The following is a 23,561-nucleotide window of genomic DNA, read 5'->3' as shown; positions in this document are numbered from 1 at the left end:
AAGAATGCCTGACCCACCGCATTCTTCTTTCTGGGGTCGCTTCGCAACCCAACGCGGGGCAAGCCCGCTCGCCACAGGTACAGGAATCAGCCAGATATGGCCGATTTCCAAAGACCTTGAAAGGGCTGGCTGTAAGAGCGGAACCGATTTCAGCCGTTACCACAGCAACGGATATGTACTCAACCAACCCCCAAGGGCAACCGCTGATCAATCACCTGATACAGCGCACTCCCCACCGGCCAATTACGCATAAACCGCGCCCGATCCCGGGCATAAGCAGGCGCAAACCCAGCCAAAGACCCGTGCTGACACATGGCATCCAGATCAATCAAGGTCCAGCGATCCCCCGCCCAAAACAGGTTATGCCCCTTGAAATCCCCATGACTGATCCGCTCCCGAATCAACTGCGCAAACAGCTGATCCAACGCCACCAACTCAGCCTCCGGCGCCTCCCCGCTTTCAACATAAGGCGCAAACCGCTCAATAATATCCGGCCCCGGCAAATACTCAGTCACCAGATAAGCCCGACTGCGCAGCCACAAAAACTGCTTCTCCAGCACCGCCAACGGCGTGGGCGTAGCAATCCCCAAAAACGCCAGACGATTACCCTCACACCACGAATGCCAGGCCCGGCTCGGCCGCCAGAACCGCTTGAGCCAATGGGCAAACCCCTTGATGTTATAGCGCTTGATCACCAACGGCCGCCCCGCGACCTCAACCTTGGCCACCGTCGCCGCACCGCCGGTCTTGTACAGATGCCCCTGATCGAGCAATGCATCTGCCTGCGCCAGCACCGGCAACATCGCCGCCACTTCCTCACGCCGAATCGCACGCAAGCCAAAGGCGCCACGCACCACGCTGAAGAGCGTGCATTCACGGCCAACCTTGCTCAGAAAATCCTTCAAACGCCAAGCGCTGACTTTACGCACCTGCTTTTCCAGGGCCTCCAGCGGCAACGCATGCTCACCGTTGCTCAGCAGGTAATACACCAACAGTTCTTCGGTAAACGGCTCAAGATTTTTCGGCAATTGCGCGAAGAATACCCCGAGGTTTTCCAGCACGCGGTTACGCGAAAGCGGCTTGCCCGCCTCTTCAACGCGAATACCCGCGCCGTCGATCAGGTACAACATGCCGTCCTGACGCAGCAGGTTGTCCAGGTGCAAGTCTTCCTGCCACAGCCCTTTGGCGTGCATCTGCGCAATCGCACCGAGTGCTTCGGCAAGTACGGCGGTTTGTTCGTCTGCCAGCGGCGGCAGCCCTTCGACTGCCTGCCAGGCATCGGCAAGGCTTTCGGCGCCTTCAATAAAGTCGAACAGCAGCCAGCCGCCCTCGCCTTCCTGCAAGCCATCGGCCAGCAACTGCGGCGTGGTCAGGCCTTGCTCGGCCAGCAGCCGGACGCCGGTGAGTTCACGCTGAAAATGCCGTGCGGCTTTGCCGCCCACCAGCAACTTGGCCAGCACCGGGCGACCGCGCCAGACGGCGGCGCCGACGTAGCGCTCGCCCGGCAATACGCGCAGCAGGCTGAGCAGTTGTAATTGCCCTGCGCCGGCGGCGTCCGCCAGTTCAATGGTCAGGGGCAGATCGGGTGTGCGCCCGGCGTTTTTCAGTGCGGATAAACGCATCAGCGCTTCCCCTTTTGGCTGCGACGGGCCGTCAGGCGGCGGTGCCAGACATCCACCAGCGCGCTGTCCTCAGGCTGTTCAACATAAGCGGCCAGCAATTGCCGAATGTGCGCGTCCGTCCACTGCGGCGCACGGCGCAGCAGTGGCTCCAGGTCTTTGACCCGATCACGCCAGCCAAACAACAGCGGGCGGGTTTTCTCCAGGTCGATCAACCGCGCGGCATAACCAGCACCGGCCGCCTGCAGGAAAATATGCTTGGGGTAAAAACAGCCATGCACCTGCCCCACGCGATGAAGGTCGCGGGCCAGCTTGCCGCACGCCAGCAGGATTGCGCGGTGCTGGGCGTCGCTCAGTTGCGACCATTGCTCCAGCAACGAATCCAGATCATTCCAGCCGTCCAGGGCACGGGTCAGCAGCATCGCGCGGCGCTCGCCGCTGACCTTGCGCTCACCGAAAAACGCGGCCTGCAACGCGGGAATACCGAGCGCCTGGTAACGGCTGATATTGCGAAATTCGCGGGCGAACGTGGGCTCGCCAAACGGCTTGTGCAAGCTGCGCGTCAGGTAGTTGCTCTGGCGTTTGAGGTAGTACCCCTGGCCTTCAAGCTCCAGGCGAAACACGCTGCTCCAGCCGCCTTCGCTGGTATTGGGTTCGTCCACCGCGTCCAGTTGACGAGCCCACAGGGCGTCGAAGGTTGAGAGGCCGTGGCGCTCAAGCAGAGCGCGGTCTTCGGCCGCCAGGAAATCACTCATTCGCGTCCCTCGAAAAACTTCACCACGTGGCGAATTCGCTGTTTGTCCGCCGCCGACAGCTGTGGGCGTTGGCGATATTGCAGGTAGAAACGCAAGCGCTGGGTGGCCGACAAGTGATACTTGGCGACTTTGTCCAGGCAGGCCAGGTCCTTGGTAATCCGGTACTTGAGCCAGAAGCCACGCCAGAAATCACCGTTGGGGCAATCGATCAGGTACAGCGTCTGATGGTCATCGACCAACAGGTTGCGCCACTTCAAGTCGTTATGAGTGAAGCGGTGCTCGTGCATCGTGCGCGTGTATTCGGCGAGCTGACGGCTGATCGCACTGACCCATTTGCGGTCTTTCAGACGGGCGTCGTGGCGGTCGGCGAGTGCTGACAGGTCTTCGGTTTTCGGCAATTCACGGGTGATCATCGCGCCGCGGTGATACGCCAGGCCCTTGCGCTCCAGGCCCCAGGCGACCACGTCTGCGGTGGGAATGCCCCACTTGGCGAAACGCTTGAGGTTCTGCCACTCGGATTTGACGCGCGGCTTGCCCAGGTAACGGCGCAAGCCTTTGCCGGCGCCGACGTAACGCTTGACGTAGTAATGGATCCCGCCACGCTCCACGCGGATCACTTCCGACAGCGGGTCGCGGGTCAGGCGCTCGCCTTGCAGGGCGAACACCGCCTCCAGGCTGCCAAAATCATCCGCCAACGCGGCGTAAGCAGGTTCCAGGTTCCAACCCGCCATCAGATCGCATCTCCAAGGCGCTGCTTGCGCGCATACAGCTTGTCGGCCTTGCGCTGCAACAGGCTCAAGGACGCCGACTGCTCGGCAAGGATCTGGCGCAATGGCTGACGGAAATAGCCCTTGAGGAAGCGGAACTTGTCCCGCCGGGTCAGACCGATTTCCAGCGCCGAGTAGTACAGCGCAGACAAATCTTTGTCGCGCCAGCGCAGCGGCAAGTGGGCACGCATCTGGGCGCGATGCAGGTCGATCACCGACAGCTTGATGTCGCGGGCGTCGATCGGTTTGGACGTGTCCAGCAGGAAGTGGCACAGGTAGCAATCGCGGTGGTTCACACCGCCCCGGTGCATGTCGCCAACCATGCGCGCCAGTTCGTCCGTCAGCGCATGGCGCAACGCAAGCGTCGGCGGCTCGGCTGGCCAGTTGACGGTCAGGTCTTCCAGGCTGATGGTCGGGGCCAGCTCTTCGGTGATGATGAAGGAGTGCTGGTCCGCCGGGTTGCTGCCTTTTTCGCCGAAGGCCACGCCGGTCATGGTCGGCACGCCGATTTCCTGCAAGCGGTGAATGGCATCCCATTCCAGGCCGGCGCCCAGCACGGGCAACTTAGCTGTGATCAGATTCTTGAAGATTTCCGCCCAACCGATGCCACGGTGAATTTTCACGAAATACGCGCGGCCATCCACCTCGGTGCGCAAGGTGCGGCGCGCCGCCAGTTCACGAAACACCTGGCCTTGCAGTTTTTCGACTTCGGCAAAGGCGTCACGCCCGGCCCATAAAGTCTTGAACGGTTCGGCAAGAATCAACTTCATCGTTTTGGCTCCGCCAGAATCACATCCGCCGCGTGCTGCGGCATGCTGTAGAGGTCGGCCGTCTCGGCGAAGGCCAACCCATTGCGGCCCCAGGCCGCGCGCTGTGAGGTGTCGGAAAGCATCTGCGTCAGGTACTGATTGAGCTGCGCCTGTTCGAACGGCTCATCCAGCACCAGGCCGCTGTCGGCCTCGGTGATGTAGTGCGCGTAACCGCACACCGCCGAGACCAGCACCGGCAGCCCGGCTACCACGGCTTCAAGCAACACGGTGCCGGTGTTTTCGTTGTATGCCGGGTGGATCAACAGGTCGGCGCCCAACAGAAAACGCGGGATATCACTGCGGCCCTTGAGGAACTGCACGTTATCGCCCAGCCCCAATGTGGCGCTCTGCAGTTGGAATACTTTGGGGTCGTCCTGGCCAATTACAAACAGGCGCGTGCGTTTTTTCAATTCTGCCGGCAGCGCGGCCACGGCCTTGAGGCTGCGGTCGACGCCTTTGGTCTTGAAACCCGAGCCGATTTGCACCAGCAGCAGCTCGTCGTCGCGCAGGTTGAATTCCTTGCGGAAACCCGCGCGAATCTCGGCCGCATCGGGCGGCGCACGGCGGTCTTGTGCGATGCCCGGCGGCAGCAGGTGGAAGCGCTCCAGCGGCGTGTCGTAATGCTTGATAAACAGCGGCTGCTGCACTTCGGAGATCATCAAGACTTCGGTCTTGGCATCTTTGGCAAACACTGCGCGCTCGTAGTCGGCAAAGTGCTTGTAGCGGCCAAAGTAGCGGTACAGCGAATGGCGCAGGTTTTGCGCCTTGTCTTCAAAGCAGCCGTCGGCGGCGTAGTAGACGTCCAGGCCGGGCATCTTGTTGAAGCCAATCAGGCGGTCCACCGGGCGTTTGGCCAGGTCGGCTTCCATCCAGGCGCTGAGTTTCTCGTTGCGCCGATGGTTGAAGAACGCCTTGACCGGCGCCACCAGCACTTCGAAGCCGGGCGGGATGTCGCCTTCCCAGATCAGCGTGTAGACACGAATCTGATGCCCGCGTTTCTGACACTCCAGGGCGATACGCATGAAGTCGCGCTGCAGGCCACCGAAGGGGAAATATTTGTACAACACAAAAGCCAGTTGCATCAGTGCAGCTCCTCAGCCAGTAACAACGTGCTCAGTCGGCTTGCCACACGCTCAGGGTTCAAGCGCGTGAAGCACAGGGGCGACTCGCGCTTGATGTCGAACCGACGCAGGTCGTCGGCCGTTGGTTGATAGGTACAGTGCTTTTGCAGGCACGGCGCGCACGGAAAATCGCTGGCCAGGTGAATCTGGCCCTTGCCGTAGGCGCCGGTGAGGCCTGGGTTGGTCGGGCCAAACAGGGAAATAGTCGGCACATCCAGAGCAGCGGCCAAGTGGCCGAGACCGGTGTCCACGGCCACACAGGCACGCGCGCCCGCTAACACACGGGCCACGCCGGCCAGGTTCAATTTGGGCAACACTTCGGCGTTTGGCAGGCCTTGGGCCAGGCGCTCGGCGCGGGCTTTTTCGGCGGCATTGCCCCACGGCAACTTCACGTCCACACCCAGGCTGCCCATGCGCTCGGCCAGCTCGCGCCAGTAGGCTTCGGGCCAATGCTTGGTGTCCCAGGTGGTGCCGTGCAGCAGCAGTACGAAGGGCTTCTTTGGCGGCAGGCCGAGCAGTTTATCGACGCTCAAACCATAGTCGCCCAGGGCTTTGGGCAGGTCATAACCGAGGGCAACGGCGAACAGCTGGCGCAAACGCTCCACGGCGTGCTGCCCACGGGCGACCGCCAAGCGACGGGAATAAAAGCGTGCGGCGATCGGCTCACGGGCCGAGTTTTTATCGAAGCCCGCCACCGGCGCACGCACATAACGCGTCAGCCAGGCGCTTTTCAGCAGGCCTTGGGCGTCGATCACCAGGTCGTATTTGGTCGACTGGATGCGCTGCTTAAAACGTCGCCATTCGCCACTCTTGAGCGTCTGCCAGATGTTTTTGCGCCAGCGACGGATCGCCACCGGGATCACCTGGTCCACCGCCGGGTGCCAGGTCGGAATTTCGGCAAAGCCTTCTTCCACCACCCAGTCAAAGCGAATACCGGGGATCGCCCGCGCGGCGTCGGTCAGGGCCGGCAAGGCGTGGATCACGTCGCCCAGGGATGAGGTCTTGATTACGAGTACGCGCAAAACTATCGAACCTCGACCGCAGTGCCCTGCAACCGCTGCAAGGCTTCATTTACCGGCTGCGGCAATAATTGGCGCATGCAGTTGTAGTGGCCGAAACGGCAGGTGCGCTCAAAACACGGGCTGCACTCAAGCCCGAGGCGCACCACTTCAACCTTGTCGGCCAACGGCGGGGTGAAACCCGGCGACGTGGAGCCGTACACCGCCACCAATGGGCGATTCAGCGCCGCCGCCACGTGCATCAGGCCGGAGTCGTTGGACACCACCGAGTCGGCGCAGGACAACAAATCAATCGCCTCGGCCAGCGAGGTGTCACCACTGAGGTTGACCGCTTCTTCACGCAGGCCGGGAATCAGGCGCTGGCGGATGTCTTCGCCCACCGGGTGATCTTTCTTCGAACCGAACAGCCACACCTGCCAACCTTCGCGAATCTTCGCTTCGGCGACTTTGGCGTAGTGCTCCGACGGCCAGCGTTTGGACTCGCCAAACTCGGCACCCGGGCACAGCGCCAACACCGGGCGATCCAGCATCAAACCGAACTTGGCCAGGGCGGCGTCGCGGCTCACCGGGTCGATTTGCAGGCTGGGGCGCGGGTAAGGCGTGGGCAACTCGGCACCCGGCGCGTAGGCCAGGGCCATGAGGCGTTCGATCATCAGCGGGTAGCGCGCCTTGTCCAGCGTGCGCACGTCGTTGAGCAGGATGTAACGAAACTCGCCGCGCCAGCCGGTGCGCTTGGGGATGCCGGCAAAATACGGCACCAGCGCCGACTTGAGCGAGTTGGGCAACAGGATCGCCTGGTCGTATTGGCCGGCCAGGGATTTACCGATGCGACGACGGGTCGCCAGCTCAAGCGCGCCGTGGCCGAGCGGAAAGCTCAAGGCCTTACGCACTTCGGGCATGCGTTCAAGGATCGGCCGGCTCCACTCAGGGGCGAGCACATCGATCTGGCAGTCTGGATAGCGCATGCGCAGGCACTGAAACAGTGTCTGCGCCATCACCATGTCACCGACCCAGCTGGGCCCAACGATCAGAATATTCATGTAGTTTCCACAAACGATACGGGGAGGCTAATGCCTCCCCGCCTCGATAATGACTGTAGGTCACGCTTTTTGTGGGAGCGGGCTTTTGTGGGAGCCGGGCTTGCCCGCGATGCAGACGCCTCGGGGTATCAGTAATACCGAGGTGATGCAATCGCAGGCAAGCCAGCTCCCACACAAGCCCGCTCCCACATAAAGCCGATTTCCACATTAGATTGGCGTCACTCAATTGATCAGCTTAACCCCAGTTCCTTCCAGACCCGCATCACCTGGCGCCGCTCGTCGGCAAACTGGTCCCCGGCAACCGTGCCGGCCTCGTTTTGCAAGGCCTGGCGGTGTGCGGCGGAACGGTAGGCCTTATACACCTCGCGCAGCAGATGGGCGTCGGCGGCGGGCATCAACCCCACCTGCTCCAGGCCTTCCAGAATGCGGATATTGTCGGTGTAGCGCAGCAACGATGGATGGTGGGCAGACCACGCCAAAGCCGCGTATTGCACCATAAATTCAATATCGACGATACCTCCGGCGTCCTGCTTGAGGTCGAACGCTGCCGTAGGCTCGAAGGCATTGGCGCCGGTACCGGCCGCCGTGGTCCTGGTGCCGAGGTTGTCACGCATCTTGGCGCGCATCTCGCTGACCTCCTGGCGCAGCGTTGCCAAATCCCGCTCGCGGCCCAAAACCTTGGCGCGGACTTGCTCAAACGCATGGCCCACGTCTGCGCAACCGACCAACACCCGCGCGCGGATCAGGGCCTGATGTTCCCAGGTCCAGGCTTCATTTTGTTGATAGCGCTCAAACGCCCCAAGCGAACTCACCAGCAAGCCCGAGGCGCCGGAAGGTCGCAGGCGCATGTCCACTTCATAGAGCTGGCCGGAGTTGGTCTGGGTGGTCAGCAGGTGAATGATGCGCTGGCCCAGGCGCGTGAAGAACTGCGCGCCGTCGATGGGCTTGGCGCCGTCGGTTTCAGCCTGAGGGTCGCCGTCGTGAACGAACACCAGGTCCAGGTCCGAACCATGGCCCAATTCGATGCCGCCGACTTTGCCATAACCGACAATGATGAACCCAGGGTCGCACACGCTGCCGTCCAACCGTTGCGGCGAGCCGTAACGCGCCACGGTCTGGCGCCAGGCCAGGGCCAGCACTTGTTCGAGGATGGCTTCGGCGAGCCAGGTCAGGTAGTCGCTGACTTTCATCAACGGCAGGCTGCCGGCGATTTCCGAGGCGGCCACACGCAGGCGGTGGGCCAATTTGAAGTGGCGCAGAGCCTCCATTTGTTGCTCAAGGTCGTCCTCGGGAATACGCGTCAGGCGCTCGCGCAGTTCGGCGGCGAGTTCAGGTGCCAGGGGTGGCTTGAACAGGCGGCCTTCGTTGAGCAACTCATCAAGCAGCAGCGGGAAGCGGGTGATCTGTTCGGCAATCCACGGGCTGGCGGCGCACAGGGTTAAAAGGCGGCGAAGTGCACCGGGGTTTTCCGTGAGCAGCACCAGATAAGCGGAACGCCGGGCGACAGCCTCCACCAGCGGCAACACGCGCTCCAGCACAAGGTCCGGGTTGGCGTGCTCCACGGACTGGGCCAGCAGGCGCGGGATAAAGGCATCCAGACGCTCACGCCCAAGGCGCTGCATGGCCCGCAATTGCGGGCTGACGCGCAAGCCGGCCAGGGCTTTGAGGGCTTTGGGCGCGTCGCTGAAACCACCTTCGGCCAATTGACGACAGGCAGCGTCTTCGTCCTGGGACTCTTCCCACAGCGGCAACCACTCGCCTCCCACCACCAATTCGCTTTCTTCGCCCTCTTCTTCATCGGGGTCGGCAATCACTTGGCGAAAGTGCCAGCCCACCCTGCCACGCCAGTGCATCAGGCGTTCGTGGAAGGCCGCCCAGTCGGCAAAGCCCAACATAAAGGCAATGCGCGCCTGGTCTTCAGGGCTGTCCGGGAGCATTTGCGTCTGCCGGTCGGCAATCGCCTGGATCGCGTGTTCGGTGTAGCGCAGGAATTCGTAGCCATTGCGCAATTCGGCAATCACCGCCGGCGGCAAATAACTTTGGCTCTCCAGCATGCCAAGCACCTTAAGTAACGGGCGCTGTTGCAGGCTGAGGTCGCGACCGCCGTGAATCAGCTGGAAGGCCTGGGCGATAAATTCCACCTCGCGAATGCCGCCCGAGCCCAGCTTGATATTTTCGGCCATGCCCTTGCGCCGTACTTCCTGCTGAATCAACTGCTTCATGGTGCGCAGCGCTTCGATGGCGGAGAAGTCCAGGTAACGCCGGTAAACGAACGGCCGCAACATATCCAACAGGTGCGCACCCGCCACCTGATCGCCCGCGACCACGCGTGCCTTGATCATGGCGTAGCGTTCCCAGTCGCGGCCCTGATCCTGATAGTACTGCTCCAGCGCGTTGAAGCTGAGCACCAAGGCACCGGCCGACCCGTAAGGGCGCAAGCGCATGTCGACGCGGAACACGAAGCCGTCCACGGTCATCGGGTCGAGGGCCTTGATCAGTTTTTGACCCAACCTGATGAAAAATTCCTGGTTATCCAGTGCACGCTTTACGCCCACCGTTTCGCCCCCTTCGGGGTAGGCGAAAATCAAGTCGATGTCGGACGACAGGTTCAGCTCTACCGCGCCGAGCTTGCCCATGCCGAGGATGACCATGTGCTGGGCGTCGCCGCTGCGCCGACCGGTGGGCGTGCCGAATTGCACGCAGTGGCGCTGATACAGCCATTGATAGGCTTGGTCGATGCTGGCGTCGGCCATGTCGGAGAGGTCGCGACAGGTTTGCACCAGGTCGGCTTGGCGGGTCAGGTCGCGCCAAATAATGCGCACCTGATGGCGGGTGCGCTGGCGACGCAGTGCGCGGCCTAATTCATCTTCTGTTTCGGCCTGTTGCACAGCGCCGCAGATCTGGCTGCACAACTCGCCGGGCGCAAAGCCACGGTCCAGCTCGCCCCACGACACCAACTCAAGCAACATCAAAGGGTCACGAACGCTCTGTTCAATCACGAAATCACTGGCGGCGCACACGCGGGCGAAGTCGGCCCACCGTTGCGGCGTCCACGCAGAAAGTCCATGATCGTCGTCCAGCGCGGCCACGGCGTCACGAAATGACTGCTCGGCCCGCTGGGCAAATGGCAAGAGAATGGCCGGCAATTCGGCCAGCGTTGGAAGGCTCATGGTCTATCCTTGATCGGCGCGTAAAGGGCGTGTTGCCGTGCAGGCAAGAACCACGCTTGGTGAAGGACTGTCGAACAAAGGTGAGAAATAGCTGAAATCAATTTCATCTTGGCAGCCAGCATTAAACTTTCACCTTTTCTTGTTCGCAAATGATCAACAATAACGATTATGCTCACCAGCCAGACCGAGTTATACGCTCAGTCTTGTGTAGTTTTACTACTCGTATATACATTCGAAAGGCTGAAATGGCCGACGATTTGTAGTAAAACTACAGGACGCCGAAGCAACCTTCGGCCATCCAAGAATTTATGTCGTCTGCCCACAAGGCCAGTCGCAAACTCAGGCAACCGATTCTGGTAGCCTTTCCGCCCTGGAGCAAGCCATGCAAGACCTCGATCCCGTCGAAACCCAGGAATGGCTGGACGCCCTGGAATCGGTTCTCGACAAAGAAGGCGAAGACCGTGCGCACTACCTGATGACCCGTATGGGCGAACTCGCGACCCGCAGCGGCTCGCAATTGCCTTACGCCATCACCACGCCATACCGCAACACCATCCCCGTAACCCACGAAGCACGCATGCCTGGCGACCTGTTCATGGAACGCCGCATTCGCTCGCTGGTACGCTGGAACGCCATGGCGATGGTAATGCGCACGAACTTGAAAGATTCTGACCTGGGCGGTCACATCTCCAGCTTCGCTTCCAGCGCAACCCTGTACGACATCGGCTTCAACTACTTCTTCCAGGCCCCGACCGACGAACACGGCGGCGACCTGATCTACTTCCAGGGCCACACCTCCCCAGGCGTTTACGCCCGTGCGTTCATGGAAGGCCGCATCACCGAAGACCAGATGAACAACTTCCGCCAGGAAGTCGACGGTCAGGGCCTGTCGTCCTACCCGCACCCTTGGCTGATGCCTGATTTCTGGCAGTTCCCGACCGTTTCCATGGGTCTGGGTCCAATTCAAGCGATCTACCAGGCACGCTTCATGAAGTACCTGGAAGCGCGCGGTTTCATCCCTGAAGGCAAGCAGAAAGTCTGGTGCTTCCTGGGCGACGGCGAGTGTGACGAGCCGGAATCCCTGGGCGCCATCTCCCTGGCTGGCCGCGAGAAGCTCGACAACCTGATCTTCGTCATCAACTGCAACCTGCAGCGCCTCGACGGCCCGGTTCGCGGCAACGGCAAGATCATCCAGGAACTCGAAGGCGTGTTCCGCGGTGCTCAGTGGAACGTGACCAAAGTCATTTGGGGCCGTTTCTGGGACCCACTGCTGGCCAAGGACGTCGACGGTATCCTGCAACGTCGCATGGACGAAGTCATCGACGGCGAGTACCAGAACTACAAAGCCAAAGACGGCGCGTTTGTACGTGAACACTTCTTCAACACGCCAGAACTCAAGGCGATGGTTGCTGATCTGTCCGACGACGAGATATGGAAACTCAACCGTGGTGGCCACGACCCGTACAAGGTCTACGCGGCGTACCACGAAGCGGTCAACCACAAAGAACAACCGACCGTCATCCTGGCCAAGACCATCAAGGGTTATGGCACCGGTGCCGGCGAAGCGAAGAACACCGCGCACAACACCAAGAAAGTCGATGTCGACAGCCTGAAGTTGTTCCGCGACCGCTTCGACATCCCGGTCAAGGATGAAGAGCTGGAAAACCTGCCGTTCTTCAAGCCGGAGCCAAACAGCGCCGAAGCCCGTTACCTGGCCGAGCGCCGCACTGCACTGGGCGGTTTCGTGCCACAGCGCCGTGCCAAGAGCTTCGACATCCCGACGCCACCACTCGATACCCTCAAGGCTATCCTGGACGGCTCGGGCGACCGTGAAATCTCCACCACCATGGCCTTCGTGCGGATCCTCGCGCAACTGGTCAAGGACAAGGAAATCGGTTCGCGCATCGTACCGATCATCCCGGACGAAGCCCGTACCTTCGGTATGGAAGGCATGTTCCGTCAGTTGGGCATCTACTCCTCCGTCGGCCAGCTCTACGAGCCAGTCGATAAAGACCAAGTGATGTTCTACAAGGAAGACAAGAAGGGCCAGATCCTCGAAGAAGGCATCAACGAAGCGGGCGCCATGAGCTCCTTCATCGCTGCCGGTACTTCGTACTCCAGCCACAACCAGCCGATGCTGCCGTTCTACATCTTCTACTCGATGTTCGGTTTCCAGCGTATCGGCGACCTGGCGTGGGCAGCCGGCGACAGCCGTACCCGTGGCTTCCTGATCGGCGGTACTGCCGGCCGGACCACGCTGAACGGCGAAGGCCTGCAACACGAAGACGGTCACAGCCACATCCTGGCTGCCACCATCCCGAACTGCCGCACCTTTGATCCAACCTACGGCTATGAGCTGGCGGTGATCATCCAGGACGGCATGAAGAAGATGACCGAACAGCAGCAGGACGTTTTCTACTACATCACCGTGATGAACGAGTCTTACCAGCAACCTGCCATGCCGGCCGGTGTTGAGGAAGGCATCATCAAGGGCATGTACCTGCTCGAAGAAGACACCAAGGAAGCAGCGCACCACGTGCAACTGATGGGCTCCGGCACCATCCTGCGTGAAGTGCGTGAAGCGGCGAAGATCCTGCGTGACGAGTTCAACGTGGGCGCTGACGTGTGGAGCGTTACCAGCTTCAACGAACTGCGTCGCGATGGCCTGGCCGTCGAGCGCAACAACCGCCTGCACCCGGGTCAGAAGCCACAACTGAGCTACGTCGAAGAATGCCTGAACGGCCGTAAGGGTCCGGTCATTGCATCCACCGACTACATGAAACTGTTTGCTGAACAAATTCGCCAGTGGGTCCCGTCCAAGGAATTCAAAGTCCTGGGCACCGACGGTTTCGGCCGCAGTGACAGCCGCAAGAAGCTGCGTCACTTCTTCGAAGTTGACCGTCACTTCGTGGTGTTGGCAGCCCTGGAAGCCTTGGCTGACCGTGGTGAGATCGAACCCAAGGTGGTAGCAGACGCTATCGTCAAGTTCGGGATCAACCCGGAAAAACGCAACCCACTGGACTGCTGAGGAGATTTTTTGTGAGCGAACTCATTCGCGTACCTGACATCGGCAGCGGTGAAGGTGAAGTAATCGAGCTGTTTGTGAAGGTCGGCGACACCGTCGAAGCCGACCAGAGCATCCTGACCTTGGAATCGGACAAGGCGAGCATGGAAATCCCTGCTCCCAAGGCCGGCGTGGTCAAGAGCCTGAAAGTGAAGCTGGGCGATCGCCTGAAAGAAGGCGACGAACTGCTGGAGCTGGAAATTGAAGGCGCTGCTGATGCAGCCCCTGCGGCGGCTCCGGCTGCCGCTGCTGCACCGGCTGAAAAGCCTGCCGAAAAAGCCGCCGAGGCCCCAGCGGCCCCGGCAGCTGAACCTGCCGCCGCCACCGTTCAGGACATTCATGTTCCGGACATCGGCTCGTCAGGCAAGGCCAAGATCATCGAGCTGCTGGTCAAGGTCGGCGACACCGTCGAAGCCGACCAGTCGCTGATCACCCTGGAGTCCGACAAGGCCTCCATGGAAATCCCGTCGCCGGCTGCCGGCGTCGTGGAAAGCATCGCGGTCAAGCTGGAAGACGAAGTCGGCACTGGCGACTTCATCCTCAAGCTCAAAGTACAAGGCGCGGCACCGGCTGCTGCTCCAGCACCAGCCGCTGCTCCAGCCGCCAAAGCTGAAGCTGCACCGGCTGCTGCTGCCCCGGCTCCGGCTGCAAAAGCAGAGGCCGCACCGGCTCCTGCTGCCGCCGCACCCGCGCCAAGCGGTGCCAAGGTTCACGCCGGCCCTGCCGTGCGTCAGCTGGCCCGTGAGTTCGGCGTTGAGCTGAACGCTGTGTCGGCCACTGGCCCTCACGGTCGCGTGCTGAAGGAAGACGTGCAGGTTTACGTCAAATCCATGATGCAGAAAGCCAAGGAAGCTCCGGCTTCAGGCGGCGCTACCGGTGGCTCGGGCATTCCGCCGATCCGCACCGTGGACTTCAGCCGCTTCGGCGAAACCGAAGAAGTGCCGATGACCCGCCTGATGCAAATCGGCGCGTCGAGCCTGCACGCGAGCTGGCTGAACATTCCGCACGTGACTCAGTTCGACCAGGCCGACATCACCGACCTGGAAGCTTTCCGCGTTGCGCAGAAAGCCGTGGCCGAGAAGGCTGGCGTGAAACTGACCGTGTTGCCACTGCTGCTCAAGGCCTGTGCGCACCTGCTCAAGGAACTGCCGGACTTCAACAGTTCGCTGGCGCCAAGCGGCAAAGCGATCATTCGCAAGAAGTACGTGAACATCGGTTTTGCGGTCGACACCCCGGATGGCCTGCTGGTACCGGTCATCAAGAACGTCGACCAGAAAAGCCTGCTGCAACTCGCTGCCGAAGCAGCTGCGCTGGCTGCCAAGGCCCGCGATAAGAAGCTCACCGCCGACGACATGCAAGGCGCTTGCTTCACCATCTCCAGCCTCGGTCACATTGGCGGCACTGGCTTCACGCCAATCGTCAACGCGCCGGAAGTGGCGATCCTGGGTGTTTCCAAGGCAACCATCCAGCCTGTATGGGACGGTAAAGCGTTCCAGCCCAAGCTGATGCTGCCACTGTCGCTGTCCTACGATCACCGTGTGATCAACGGCGCCGCGGCTGCGCGCTTTACCCAGCGTCTGAGCCAGTTGCTGAACGACATTCGCACCATCCTGCTGTAAGCCACAACGGGCCTCCCTGTCACCGGGGAGGCCTGGCATTACCGATTTCCGAGCGCCACGCTCGTACCTCAACCCCGCCCTTTGGCGGGGCTTTTTTTGGGTGGTTATTGGACATACAAAACAGGTTTTTACACCTTCCATCACCCCGACTGTAGAAATCCCCCGGCCGGCCGATAACTCACATATAGCACTTAGCCTTCACTCTCTCTTGTCAGTACGTGCTGCATGATGCAACCTTGCCGCAGGCGACAGTAAAGAGGGTGTGAACCCGGCGCCGAGCGCATTTTCCCGAGCGAGTTTCCCCATGAAAAGCCAACCCGATGTCGCCCGTACGGCGGCCGAGGTAGTGACGCAGTTACCGGTGCCTTCGCGCCTCGGTATGCTGCGTTTCGAGCGGCTGAATGAGGCAAGCTGGGCCCTGCTGTACCTCGACCCCAATTGCGAGCGCCAATTCGGCCTGCCGGCGGTCGAGCTGTGTGCGCTGCTCGGCACGCCCTACGCCAGCCTGATGGAGCCCCAGGCGCGCTATCAGTTGCACGATGCGATCCAGCAACAACTGGCTCAAAGCCCGCATTACCTGGTGCGCTACACCCTGCACACCAACGATGGCCCGCTGAGCCTGCTGGAAATGGGCGAGGCCTATAAACAACACAATCGTCACCTGGTGCGCGGCTACCTGATGGTGGTTGACGGGCTGTTCAGCGAAACTCCCTCGGCGGTACCCACCGCCGACCTGGAAAACCAGAACAGCCGTCTGCAGATCGCCCTGGAACTCAACCAGCGCGCCCAGCAGGAACAGTTGCAGCACCTGGAACGCGTCCGCGCCCAGCAGGAGTTGATCCTGTTGCTCGCGCGCCAGCGCTACACCACGCCTAATTCGCTGCAGGAAGCCGCCGAGCTGATCACCCGCAGCGCCTGCGATATCTACCAGATCGATTGCGCCAGCATCTGGAACCTCGAAGGCCAGCGCCTGGTGCCGATCTCGGCCTACCACCGCGACAATCAACAGCACCAAATGCCCGAACCGATTGACGCGAGCGGCTTTCCCGATTACCTGGAAGCCTTGCATTCGAGCCGCGCGATCGACGCCACCCATGCACTGCGCGACCCGCGCACCCGGGAAATGGCCGAGAGCCTGCGGGCCAAGGATGTTCACGCGATGCTTGATGCGAGTATCCGCGTGGATGGCCAGGTCGTCGGCGTGTTGTGCCTGGAGCAAAGCGGCAGACCGCGTGTATGGCAGTCGGATGAGATCGCCTTCGCCGGCGAGCTGGCGGACCAGTTCGCCCAAGTGATCAACAACCACAATCGCCGCACCGCCACCAGCGCCCTGCACCTGTTCCAGCGTGCGGTGGAGCAAAGTGCCAACGCTTTTCTGCTGGTCAATTGCGATGGCGTGGTGGAGTACGTCAACCCCAGCTTCACCGCGATCACCCAATACACCGCCGAGGAAGTCCACGGCCATCGTCTGGCGCAACTGCCGGCCCTGGAAAACCTCAGCGAATTGCTCTTCGACGCCCCGTCCGCCCTGGCCAAAAGCAACAGCTGGCAAGGTGAGTTCAAGAGCCGGCGCAAGAACCTGGAACCCTACTGGGGCCAGTTGTCGATTTCCAAGGTGTATGGCGACAACCGCGAGTTGACCCATTACATCGGCATCTACGAAGACATCACCCAGAACAAGCTGGCGCAGCAGCGTATCGAGCGCCTGGCCTACACCGACAACCTGACCAACCTGGGCAACCGTCCGGCGTTCATCCGCAACCTCGATGAACGCTTTTCCCGCGACAGCGACAGCCCGATCAGCCTGCTGCTGGTGGACATCGACAATTTCAAGCGCATCAACGACAGCCTCGGCCACCAGACCGGCGACAAACTGCTGATCAGCCTGGCCCGACGCCTGCGCAACAGCCTGAGTGCCAGCGGCAGCCTGGCGCGGTTTGCCAGCAACGAATTTGCGGTGCTGCTGGATGACACCGACCTTGAGACGGGCCAGCAAGTTGCCAGCCAGTTGCTGGCCACGCTCGACAAGCCGCTGTTCGTCGACAACCAATTGATCAGCGTCACCGGCTCCGTGGGCCTGGCCTGCGCGCCATTGCATGGCCGTGACCCGCAAACCCTGATGCGCAACGCAGGTCTTGCCCTGCACAAGGCCAAGGCCAACGGCAAACATCAGGTGCAGGTGTTCACCGAAGCGTTGAACGCCGAGGCCAGTTACAAGCTGTTCGTGGAAAACAACCTGCGTCGCGCCCTGACCCAGAACGAGCTGGACGTGTTCTACCAGCCCAAGTTGTGCCTGCGCAGTGGCCGCTTGCTCGGCATGGAAGCGCTGTTGCGCTGGAACCATCCGGAAAAGGGCATGATTCGTCCCGACCAGTTCATCAGCGTCGCTGAAGAAACCGGGCTGATTATTCCGATTGGCAAATGGATCGCGCGCCAGGCCTGCCGCATGAGCAAGCAATTGAGCGCTCGCGGCATGGGTAATCTGCAGGTGGCGATCAACCTGTCACCCAAGCAGTTCTCTGACCCGGACTTGGTGGCCTCCATCGCCACCATTCTTAAAGAAGAACAGCTGCCGGCCAACCTGCTGGAGCTGGAGTTGACCGAAGGCCTGCTGCTGGAAGCCACCGAAGACACGCGCCTGCAACTGGATCAGCTGAAAAGCTTCGGCTTGACCCTGGCCATGGACGACTTCGGCACCGGCTACTCGTCGCTGAGTTATCTGAAAAAATTCCCCATCGATATCATCAAGATTGATCGCAGCTTTATCCACGAAATCCCGGACAACCAGGACGACATGGAAATCACCTCGGCGGTCATCGCCATGGCCCACAACCTCAAGCTCAAGGTCGTGGCCGAAGGCATCGAGACCGCTGAACAGCTGGCGTTCCTGCGCCGGCATCGCTGCGACGTCGGCCAGGGCTACCTGTTCGACCGGCCAATCCCCGGCGCAGAGCTGTTTGAGAAGCTCAAACGCTACCCACGCGGGCCAATCGCCTGACAGCGCTGTAACACTCGGGCACACTGGCTGTCTGACTCATTACTTACCCAACTCAATCTGACTGAGAGGACTGATCATGGTCTTGCGCTCGGAAATTCTGGTGAACAAAAACGTGCTGCCTACCCAAGAACAAGCTTTGCCTGGCCGTGAAACCCCGATGGCCTTGCCGGAGACGCATTTCGTCAACGGCAACCCGTTGCTGGGCCCCTTCATGGACGACGTCGGCTTCGCCATTTTCGGCCTCGGTTGTTTCTGGGGCGCGGAGCGCAAATTCTGGCAATGCGACGGCGTAGTCAGCACGGTGGTCGGCTATGCCGGCGGCTACACGCCGAACCCGACATACGAAGAAGTCTGCTCGGGCCTGACCGGCCACAGCGAAGTGGTGCTGGTGGTGTATGACCAGGACAAACTGAAATACGAAGACTTGCTGAAGATGTTCTGGGAACTACACAACCCGACTCAGGGCATGCGCCAGGGCAACGACATCGGCAGCCAATACCGCTCGGTGATCTACGCGACCACGCCGGAGCAACTGGCGGCGGCGAAGGCGAGTGCCGAGGCCTATCAAGCTGAATTGACCAAGGCTGGCCTGGGTGTAATCACCACGGAAATCGAAGAAGCGCCGACGGTGTACTTCGCCGAGACGTATCACCAGCAGTACCTGGCGAAGAATCCGCAGGGCTATTGCGGGATCGGCGGCACCGGCGTGACCTGCCCGATCTAAGATCACCTTGCGGATCATGCAACTCCCTGTGGCGAGCGAGCTTGCTCGCTCGCCACAACAGCCCGCTCGTCGCTGATTATTCCGCAATAAGCCAATCCATCTGCCACCCGCCCTGGGTCTGGCCAAGTTTTTTGGACAGCCACGGCAGCAGTTCACGCAATTCCTCTTCCAGACCCCACGGCGGGTTGGCAATGGCCAGTCCGGAGCCGGTCAGGGTGTCTGGGGTAGCCAGTGGGTGCACCAACAATTCCACGCGCAGCAACTTCGGCGCGCCGGTGCCGGCCAGGTCCTGGTAGAAACGACGCAGCATGCGCTGGTCCTTCACCGGGTACCAGATCGCCGCAACGGTCTGGCGCATACGGCTGACGGCTTCCTTGAGGGACGCCGCACAGCGCTGCATCTCGTCGAGCTTTTCAAACGGCGGATCGATCAGCATCAACGCGCGTTTTTCCGGCACAGGCAGCATGGCACGAGGCACATGCCAGCCTTCGCCCAAGTGCACTTTGACCCGACGATCACCCTTCATGTTGTCCTTGAGCATCACGCCGTCTTCCGGGTGCTTCTCATTGAGCAACACACGGTCCTGGGGCCGCGTAAGGCGACGCGCCAGTTCCGGCGAGCCGGGGTAGTAACGCAACTGGCCATCCGGGTTCATCTCGTGCAGCACACGCATGTAATCGGCGGTCAGTGGCGGCAGGTCGCTCTGGCCCCACAGCCGCGCGATGCCTTCCAGGTATTCACCGGTGCGGTTGGCCTGGTCGCCCTGCAGGTCGTACAAACCGATCCCGGCGTGGGTGTCGAGGTAGGCGAAAGGCTGCTCCTTGCGCGACATCAGGGCGATGAGGCGGGTCAAGGTCAGGTGTTTGAAGACATCGGCGTGGTTGCCGGCGTGAAAGGCGTGACGATAATTCATGATTGCTCCTGCGCAGGAGGCGAAGTTTACCTTCTGCGCGGGCAAAGGTGCAGGGTTGTGGTGAGCGGGCTTGCCACGCGCAGGGTTCACCCCACCTCTGAAGCCAGGAATGCGGATAACGCTGCATGGCTTACATTTGCACTGCGCGAAAAGTAAGCGACCTTATGCTGCAAGGTTTCAGGTTTAAACGCTGTGTACAAGTCAGGACGTTGCTCTTCAAGCCATTGCAGCAGGTTGTCGATCAGTGTTTGCGGTGATTGCTCCGCCAAGTGGTCCAGTAACGATGCAGGTACTCGCCACCATGGGCTGGTTTTGGCGGCAGTGACCGCGCCCGTCGCCACTGTCAGCGGCTGGCCATTGATCAGATAGCGCCGGAACACTGGCAGCACCTTTCCCGCCTCGTCGCCCAGCCGTTGCAAAATCGGCAGAAACTGAGAGCCATCCCAGAAGCGCAAAAACACCTGCTGGTCATCCGGCAAATACACCTTTGTCAGGCTTTGCAGGTGCGCTACCACCGTTTCCAGTGGGCTCGACGATACCGCCAACCAGCCCCAGTCTGTCGCCTCGGTCGCTGCTATCCAATCGAGGAAGGGGCTGTCGGGTTCGATGATGCCCACGTAGGGCATTACCTCGTTCCACTCGGCGTAGGCTGTGCCTGCCCAGATTGGTTGGGGTGGCATTCCGGCGGCGTGGGTTCGCCAAGCGTCCAAAGGCTTGGCAACGCTGGCGGTGCTGAAAATGGCGAAAAGATTTTCGGTGGATTGAATCGGGTTGTGGACCAGCCACGTACGAGGTATGAACTGCAACGACATTGAAAAACACTCCTTCACAATAAGATGTGGGTAAACAGGCGACTAGTATCCGAGTTTCTGAAAGTCCTCATTTAAGCCAGCCCATGTATTTACCAACCCCCCACAAACTAATGGCGTACCCGCCCATGCCCATCAAAAAAAAACCCCACATCCTTAACTCAAACATTAATCGGCGCGGGACCGTATCCAACTCCTCACGAGTGACGGCTCCATCCTTAATATGTAACCTCTGAAATATAAACATTCCCGCGACAGTATTTACCAAAAACATTTTGCTGAAAAAGCCAGCGCCCACAAAATGTTTACGGTATGAGACCAATTTTGAAGCGCCCAAACACTGCACTATTTCATCGACTTTACGATATGAAAAATAGACCTGACCTATTAAAACGAGAACAATCCATACCACCGCAACCACTAGGCAGTACGAATATAAAATCCTTGCCTCTTCCATATTATTTTATTCCCTCATAAACAATTTCTCCCATCTTCTCTCCTATGCTAGCCCCTGCCCCCCCACCTATCGCTGCTGCAGCTCCCACAACGACCACGCCGCAAACTAATCCGCCAACGCCAAATGTTCCTACACCTATAGCGATACATATAGGCGCGGCGGCTAATGCACCCGCATACGCACCCGCCCCGCTGCCTCCAACCGAGACTAAAAAACTCCCGCCTTCCTTGAGTTTCACTTTTTTGCATTCAGCAGAACTACCCACTCGACACGTTTCCTTCACTTTCAGCGCGGAGGCTGACGCCCCTAGTCCAATTCCAATAAACCCACCGACTTTCATATACCGACTCGCGCGCGCCACACCCTGAATATGCGTTGCATACCCCGGAATCCCTCCTGACACTCCTGCTTTGCTCCAATGATGAACCAGGCTACGACTGGAAATCCCCAATGCGCTTTTGAGCTTTGGGTGATCGGCAATGCCAACACCTTTTCGCATTAGAGGCCCGAGACTGTTATCCAGTTGAGTTAACAACTTCTGACGATTGGCGAAAAACTCTGCGCCTTGCAAATTGCCCTGAGTCCGGAACGTGTTGAGGTGTAACTTTTCAAGATCGACGAGGATCGACTTCGGTTGCTCCCGAGCCCTTACCCGCATGTTGCGTGAGATCACACTGTCCGTTTTTACAGCGCTCGCACTCTTCGCAAAACGGCGCGCTGCGTTTCAGGCTGGCGACCTGCACGCGGCTCAGCGGTGCCGGGACAACGGCCAGCAGCTTTTCCTTCAACCCAGGCATCAACGGCGACGCTGCTGGAGCAGGCGCACCACCGAGCTGGATCGGCACGCTGCTGAAAATTCCACCGGCCGACAGCGTGATCGACTGCCCGCCCGCCTGAATCGTCACCGTGGCGCCCGCATCGATCACCACGCTTTGCCCCGCGCCAATCTGAATCGTCCGCCCGGCGCGCGTTTGCTGCGAACCGCCGACCACCAAATGATCATCCTGCTTCAGCTCAGTCAGGCGGTTGCCATGGGTGATGCGCTGTTCTTCACCTTGCAGCTCATGGTGCGACTCACCTCCGACGCTCACGCGGCGCACGTTATCGACCTGCACCTGCTGGTCATGCAACACGTGCTGGGTCCAATCGCGCTGGGCGCGCAGGTAGATTTCTTCAGCGCCCTTGCGATCTTCGATGCGCAGTTCGTTGTAGCCACCGCCGCCCGGAGTGCTTTGGCTGCGAAAGATGCTGCGGGTCTTGTTCGCCGGCAGGTCGAGGGGCACAGGCGTGGCCGCGTTGGGCAGGCAGCCGACCACCAGCGGCATGTCCAGGTCACCGTTGACGAAACCCACCAGCACTTCCATGCCGACGCGAGGAATGAGCACCGAACCGTAGCGGTCATGGGCCCAAGCGGTGGCGACGCGCAGCCAGCAGCTGGAGTGGTCGTTGTGCTTCCCGGCGCGGTCCCAGGCCATCTGCACGTTGACCCGGCCGTATTCGTCGCAATGAATTTCACTGTCGGCAGGCCCGGTGACGACTGCGTTCTGATAGCCCGAAATAGTCGGGCGCGGCTGCTCAGGCAGTGGCGGACGGAAGATCACGTCCCACGGCGCGGCGACAAACTTGTTTTGATAGCCCTGACGAAAATCTCCGCCTGAGACCTCGGTGACGGCCTCCTCCAACACTTGGGGTTGCGTGCCTTCGTGGGTGACTTCTGTCACCAGCCATAAGTCATTCCAGTCTTCACGCGAATGCCCGCTGAGCTTGAGGAACCGACCAGTGACAAGGGCCGGATCGTCGCCCTCGCCACTGGCAATTCGGTAGTCACTGCGGCGGCGCTCCAACCCACGCTGGGCGAGGTATTTGCCATGGGGCCGGTCACTGAAGCGGCCGGGGTAATCCTGCTCTTCGAGGTTCGGCAGTTTCTCGCCGGCCACTGCACTTTCCAGCCCCAGGCGCGGCTTGCGAAAATCATAATCGCGCAGGTTTACCGCCGTGGTGCGAGTCTGCACTTGCACGGCAAAACGCTTGATCGCCGGATTATCCGCCACCATCCCTGAGCCAGGGGTGTAAGGGGTCGGCTGCTCGGGCTGGGCGAATACTGTCTGGTCATCGCCAAACATCAGCTGGTGACCTTCGGGCGAATGCTGAAAGTGGTAGTGAATGCCCAACTCGGCACACAGCCGCTGAATGAACGCCAGATCGGTCTCACCGAACTGCACGCAGTATTCGCGTACGGGATACGTACCGCTGAGGCGAAATTCAAATCGGTTGCTCTGAATCCCCTGCCCCACCAGTACCTGCGCGACAATCTGCGGCACCGTTTTGTGCTGGAAAATGCGCTGGTGGCTGCTGTGTGCCAAATACTGCAATTGCGGCACAACACTCACCTGATAACGCGTCAGGCGCCGCCCGGAATCGCCCTGCGCGACCTTGTAGACCAAGCCGTGCACGCCATGCCCTTGGTCGTCGAAGCCCAGGTAGACCTGACGATGCAGCAAACTCTCCAGGTCGAGATCAGGCTGCTCGCTGACCAGTTGGAGGTCAAAACAATAGGGCTGGCTGATGGTTTCGACGCCCTTGAACTCGAACACCTTGAGTTCACTGGGTTCCCCATCGAGGGTCAGGGTAAAGGCAGTTTGATTGGCAGGAGCGAACATCCGGTGTTTCTCTGCGA

Annotated in this window: 17 protein-coding genes; 4 read left to right on the top strand and 13 right to left on the bottom strand. The window is 60.4% G+C overall.

The window, feature by feature from the left end; genetic code table 11:
• Positions 1 to 179: 179 nt before the first annotated feature.
• The 8 genes from Q7C20_RS09785 to glnE all read right to left on the bottom strand — a co-directional run bounded on the left by Q7C20_RS09785 (position 180) and on the right by glnE (position 10,300).
• On the bottom strand, positions 180 to 1,622 hold the full coding sequence (locus Q7C20_RS09785) for a lipopolysaccharide kinase InaA family protein (protein WP_375066973.1): 1,443 nt from the start codon (positions 1,620 to 1,622) through the stop codon (positions 180 to 182).
• Positions 1,622 to 2,374, bottom strand: coding sequence for a lipopolysaccharide kinase InaA family protein (locus Q7C20_RS09780; protein WP_375066971.1), 753 nt, complete (start codon positions 2,372 to 2,374; stop codon positions 1,622 to 1,624). Before Q7C20_RS09780 ends, Q7C20_RS09785 begins: the two co-directional genes overlap by 1 nt.
• Positions 2,371 to 3,105 carry a lipopolysaccharide kinase InaA family protein gene (locus Q7C20_RS09775; RefSeq protein WP_375066970.1) on the bottom strand — a complete coding sequence of 245 codons (735 nt, stop codon included), beginning with the start codon at positions 3,103 to 3,105 and terminating at the stop codon, positions 2,371 to 2,373. The genes Q7C20_RS09780 and Q7C20_RS09775 overlap by 4 nt, the downstream gene beginning before the upstream one ends.
• Positions 3,105 to 3,911 (bottom strand): lipopolysaccharide core heptose(I) kinase RfaP, encoded by an 807-nt coding sequence (gene rfaP, locus Q7C20_RS09770; protein ID WP_348062070.1) that lies wholly within the window; start codon positions 3,909 to 3,911, stop codon positions 3,105 to 3,107. The genes Q7C20_RS09775 and rfaP overlap by 1 nt, the downstream gene beginning before the upstream one ends.
• A complete protein-coding gene (locus tag Q7C20_RS09765) occupies positions 3,908 to 5,032 on the bottom strand; it encodes a glycosyltransferase family 4 protein (RefSeq protein WP_348062071.1) in 1,125 nt (374 codons plus the stop codon). Before Q7C20_RS09765 ends, rfaP begins: the two co-directional genes overlap by 4 nt.
• Positions 5,032 to 6,093, bottom strand: a complete 1,062-nt coding sequence (waaC, locus tag Q7C20_RS09760; RefSeq protein ID WP_375066969.1) for a lipopolysaccharide heptosyltransferase I — start codon at positions 6,091 to 6,093, stop codon at positions 5,032 to 5,034. Before waaC ends, Q7C20_RS09765 begins: the two co-directional genes overlap by 1 nt.
• A gap of 2 nt (positions 6,094 to 6,095) precedes the next feature.
• The gene (gene waaF, locus Q7C20_RS09755; protein ID WP_375066968.1) at positions 6,096 to 7,130 is read right to left on the bottom strand and encodes a lipopolysaccharide heptosyltransferase II; all 1,035 of its coding nucleotides are present in this window, start codon (positions 7,128 to 7,130) and stop codon (positions 6,096 to 6,098) included.
• Between the two features lie 230 nt (positions 7,131 to 7,360).
• Complete coding sequence (glnE, locus tag Q7C20_RS09750; protein WP_375066966.1) at positions 7,361 to 10,300, bottom strand: bifunctional [glutamate--ammonia ligase]-adenylyl-L-tyrosine phosphorylase/[glutamate--ammonia-ligase] adenylyltransferase; 2,940 nt, start codon at positions 10,298 to 10,300, stop codon at positions 7,361 to 7,363.
• Positions 10,301 to 10,682: 382 nt separating this feature from the next.
• Here glnE and aceE point away from each other — a divergent pair, with 382 nt between their 5' ends.
• The 4 genes from aceE to msrA all read left to right on the top strand — a co-directional run bounded on the left by aceE (position 10,683) and on the right by msrA (position 18,705).
• A complete protein-coding gene (gene aceE, locus Q7C20_RS09745) occupies positions 10,683 to 13,328 on the top strand; it encodes a pyruvate dehydrogenase (acetyl-transferring), homodimeric type (RefSeq protein WP_375066964.1) in 2,646 nt (881 codons plus the stop codon).
• Between the two features lie 11 nt (positions 13,329 to 13,339).
• Positions 13,340 to 14,983, top strand: a complete 1,644-nt coding sequence (gene aceF, locus Q7C20_RS09740; RefSeq protein WP_375066962.1) for a dihydrolipoyllysine-residue acetyltransferase — start codon at positions 13,340 to 13,342, stop codon at positions 14,981 to 14,983.
• A 304-nt stretch (positions 14,984 to 15,287) separates the two neighbouring features.
• On the top strand, positions 15,288 to 17,981 hold the full coding sequence (locus Q7C20_RS09735; protein WP_375066960.1) for a putative bifunctional diguanylate cyclase/phosphodiesterase: 2,694 nt from the start codon (positions 15,288 to 15,290) through the stop codon (positions 17,979 to 17,981).
• 76 nt (positions 17,982 to 18,057) lie between these two features.
• On the top strand, positions 18,058 to 18,705 hold the full coding sequence (msrA, locus tag Q7C20_RS09730; protein WP_375066958.1) for a peptide-methionine (S)-S-oxide reductase MsrA: 648 nt from the start codon (positions 18,058 to 18,060) through the stop codon (positions 18,703 to 18,705).
• A gap of 76 nt (positions 18,706 to 18,781) precedes the next feature.
• On the opposite strand, the gene Q7C20_RS09725 is transcribed toward msrA, so the two are convergent.
• The 5 genes from Q7C20_RS09725 to Q7C20_RS09705 form a co-directional block, all read right to left on the bottom strand.
• On the bottom strand, positions 18,782 to 19,618 hold the full coding sequence (locus tag Q7C20_RS09725) for a 23S rRNA (adenine(2030)-N(6))-methyltransferase RlmJ (protein ID WP_375066957.1): 837 nt from the start codon (positions 19,616 to 19,618) through the stop codon (positions 18,782 to 18,784).
• Positions 19,619 to 19,704: 86 nt separating this feature from the next.
• Positions 19,705 to 20,430, bottom strand: a complete 726-nt coding sequence (locus Q7C20_RS09720) for a DUF4123 domain-containing protein (protein WP_375066956.1) — start codon at positions 20,428 to 20,430, stop codon at positions 19,705 to 19,707.
• A 67-nt stretch (positions 20,431 to 20,497) separates the two neighbouring features.
• The gene (locus tag Q7C20_RS09715) at positions 20,498 to 20,884 is read right to left on the bottom strand and encodes a hypothetical protein (protein ID WP_375066954.1); all 387 of its coding nucleotides are present in this window, start codon (positions 20,882 to 20,884) and stop codon (positions 20,498 to 20,500) included.
• 1 nt (position 20,885) lies between these two features.
• Positions 20,886 to 21,455: a hypothetical protein gene (locus Q7C20_RS09710; protein ID WP_375066953.1), complete on the bottom strand. Its 570-nt coding sequence runs from the start codon at positions 21,453 to 21,455 to the stop codon at positions 20,886 to 20,888.
• Positions 21,456 to 21,492: 37 nt separating this feature from the next.
• Complete coding sequence (locus tag Q7C20_RS09705) at positions 21,493 to 23,544, bottom strand: type VI secretion system tip protein VgrG (RefSeq protein ID WP_375066952.1); 2,052 nt, start codon at positions 23,542 to 23,544, stop codon at positions 21,493 to 21,495.
• Positions 23,545 to 23,561: the final 17 nt, after the last annotated feature.

Origin of the sequence: Pseudomonas sp. AMR01 (assembly GCF_041946035.1) — a bacterium.
Lineage (GTDB): Bacteria > Pseudomonadota > Gammaproteobacteria > Pseudomonadales > Pseudomonadaceae > Aquipseudomonas > Aquipseudomonas antarctica_B.
The sequence above is the reverse complement of the archived record's forward strand: the minus strand, read 5'-3'. Positions and strand labels throughout refer to the sequence as shown.

Coding starts and splice junctions, on each gene's coding strand:
- aceE (WP_375066964.1), top strand. CDS start 10,683: ATGCAAGACCTCGATCCCGTCGAAACCCAGGAATGGCTGGACGCCCTG.
- msrA (WP_375066958.1), top strand. CDS start 18,058: ATGGTCTTGCGCTCGGAAATTCTGGTGAACAAAAACGTGCTGCCTACC.
- Q7C20_RS09715 (WP_375066954.1), bottom strand. CDS start 20,884: ATGGAAGAGGCAAGGATTTTATATTCGTACTGCCTAGTGGTTGCGGTG.
- Q7C20_RS09765 (WP_348062071.1), bottom strand. CDS start 5,032: ATGCAACTGGCTTTTGTGTTGTACAAATATTTCCCCTTCGGTGGCCTG.
- waaF (WP_375066968.1), bottom strand. CDS start 7,130: ATGAATATTCTGATCGTTGGGCCCAGCTGGGTCGGTGACATGGTGATG.
- rfaP (WP_348062070.1), bottom strand. CDS start 3,911: ATGAAGTTGATTCTTGCCGAACCGTTCAAGACTTTATGGGCCGGGCGT.
- Q7C20_RS09780 (WP_375066971.1), bottom strand. CDS start 2,374: ATGAGTGATTTCCTGGCGGCCGAAGACCGCGCTCTGCTTGAGCGCCAC.
- glnE (WP_375066966.1), bottom strand. CDS start 10,300: ATGAGCCTTCCAACGCTGGCCGAATTGCCGGCCATTCTCTTGCCATTT.
- Q7C20_RS09735 (WP_375066960.1), top strand. CDS start 15,288: ATGAAAAGCCAACCCGATGTCGCCCGTACGGCGGCCGAGGTAGTGACG.
- Q7C20_RS09725 (WP_375066957.1), bottom strand. CDS start 19,618: ATGAATTATCGTCACGCCTTTCACGCCGGCAACCACGCCGATGTCTTC.
- Q7C20_RS09720 (WP_375066956.1), bottom strand. CDS start 20,430: ATGTCGTTGCAGTTCATACCTCGTACGTGGCTGGTCCACAACCCGATT.
- Q7C20_RS09785 (WP_375066973.1), bottom strand. CDS start 1,622: ATGCGTTTATCCGCACTGAAAAACGCCGGGCGCACACCCGATCTGCCC.
- Q7C20_RS09775 (WP_375066970.1), bottom strand. CDS start 3,105: ATGGCGGGTTGGAACCTGGAACCTGCTTACGCCGCGTTGGCGGATGAT.
- Q7C20_RS09705 (WP_375066952.1), bottom strand. CDS start 23,544: ATGTTCGCTCCTGCCAATCAAACTGCCTTTACCCTGACCCTCGATGGG.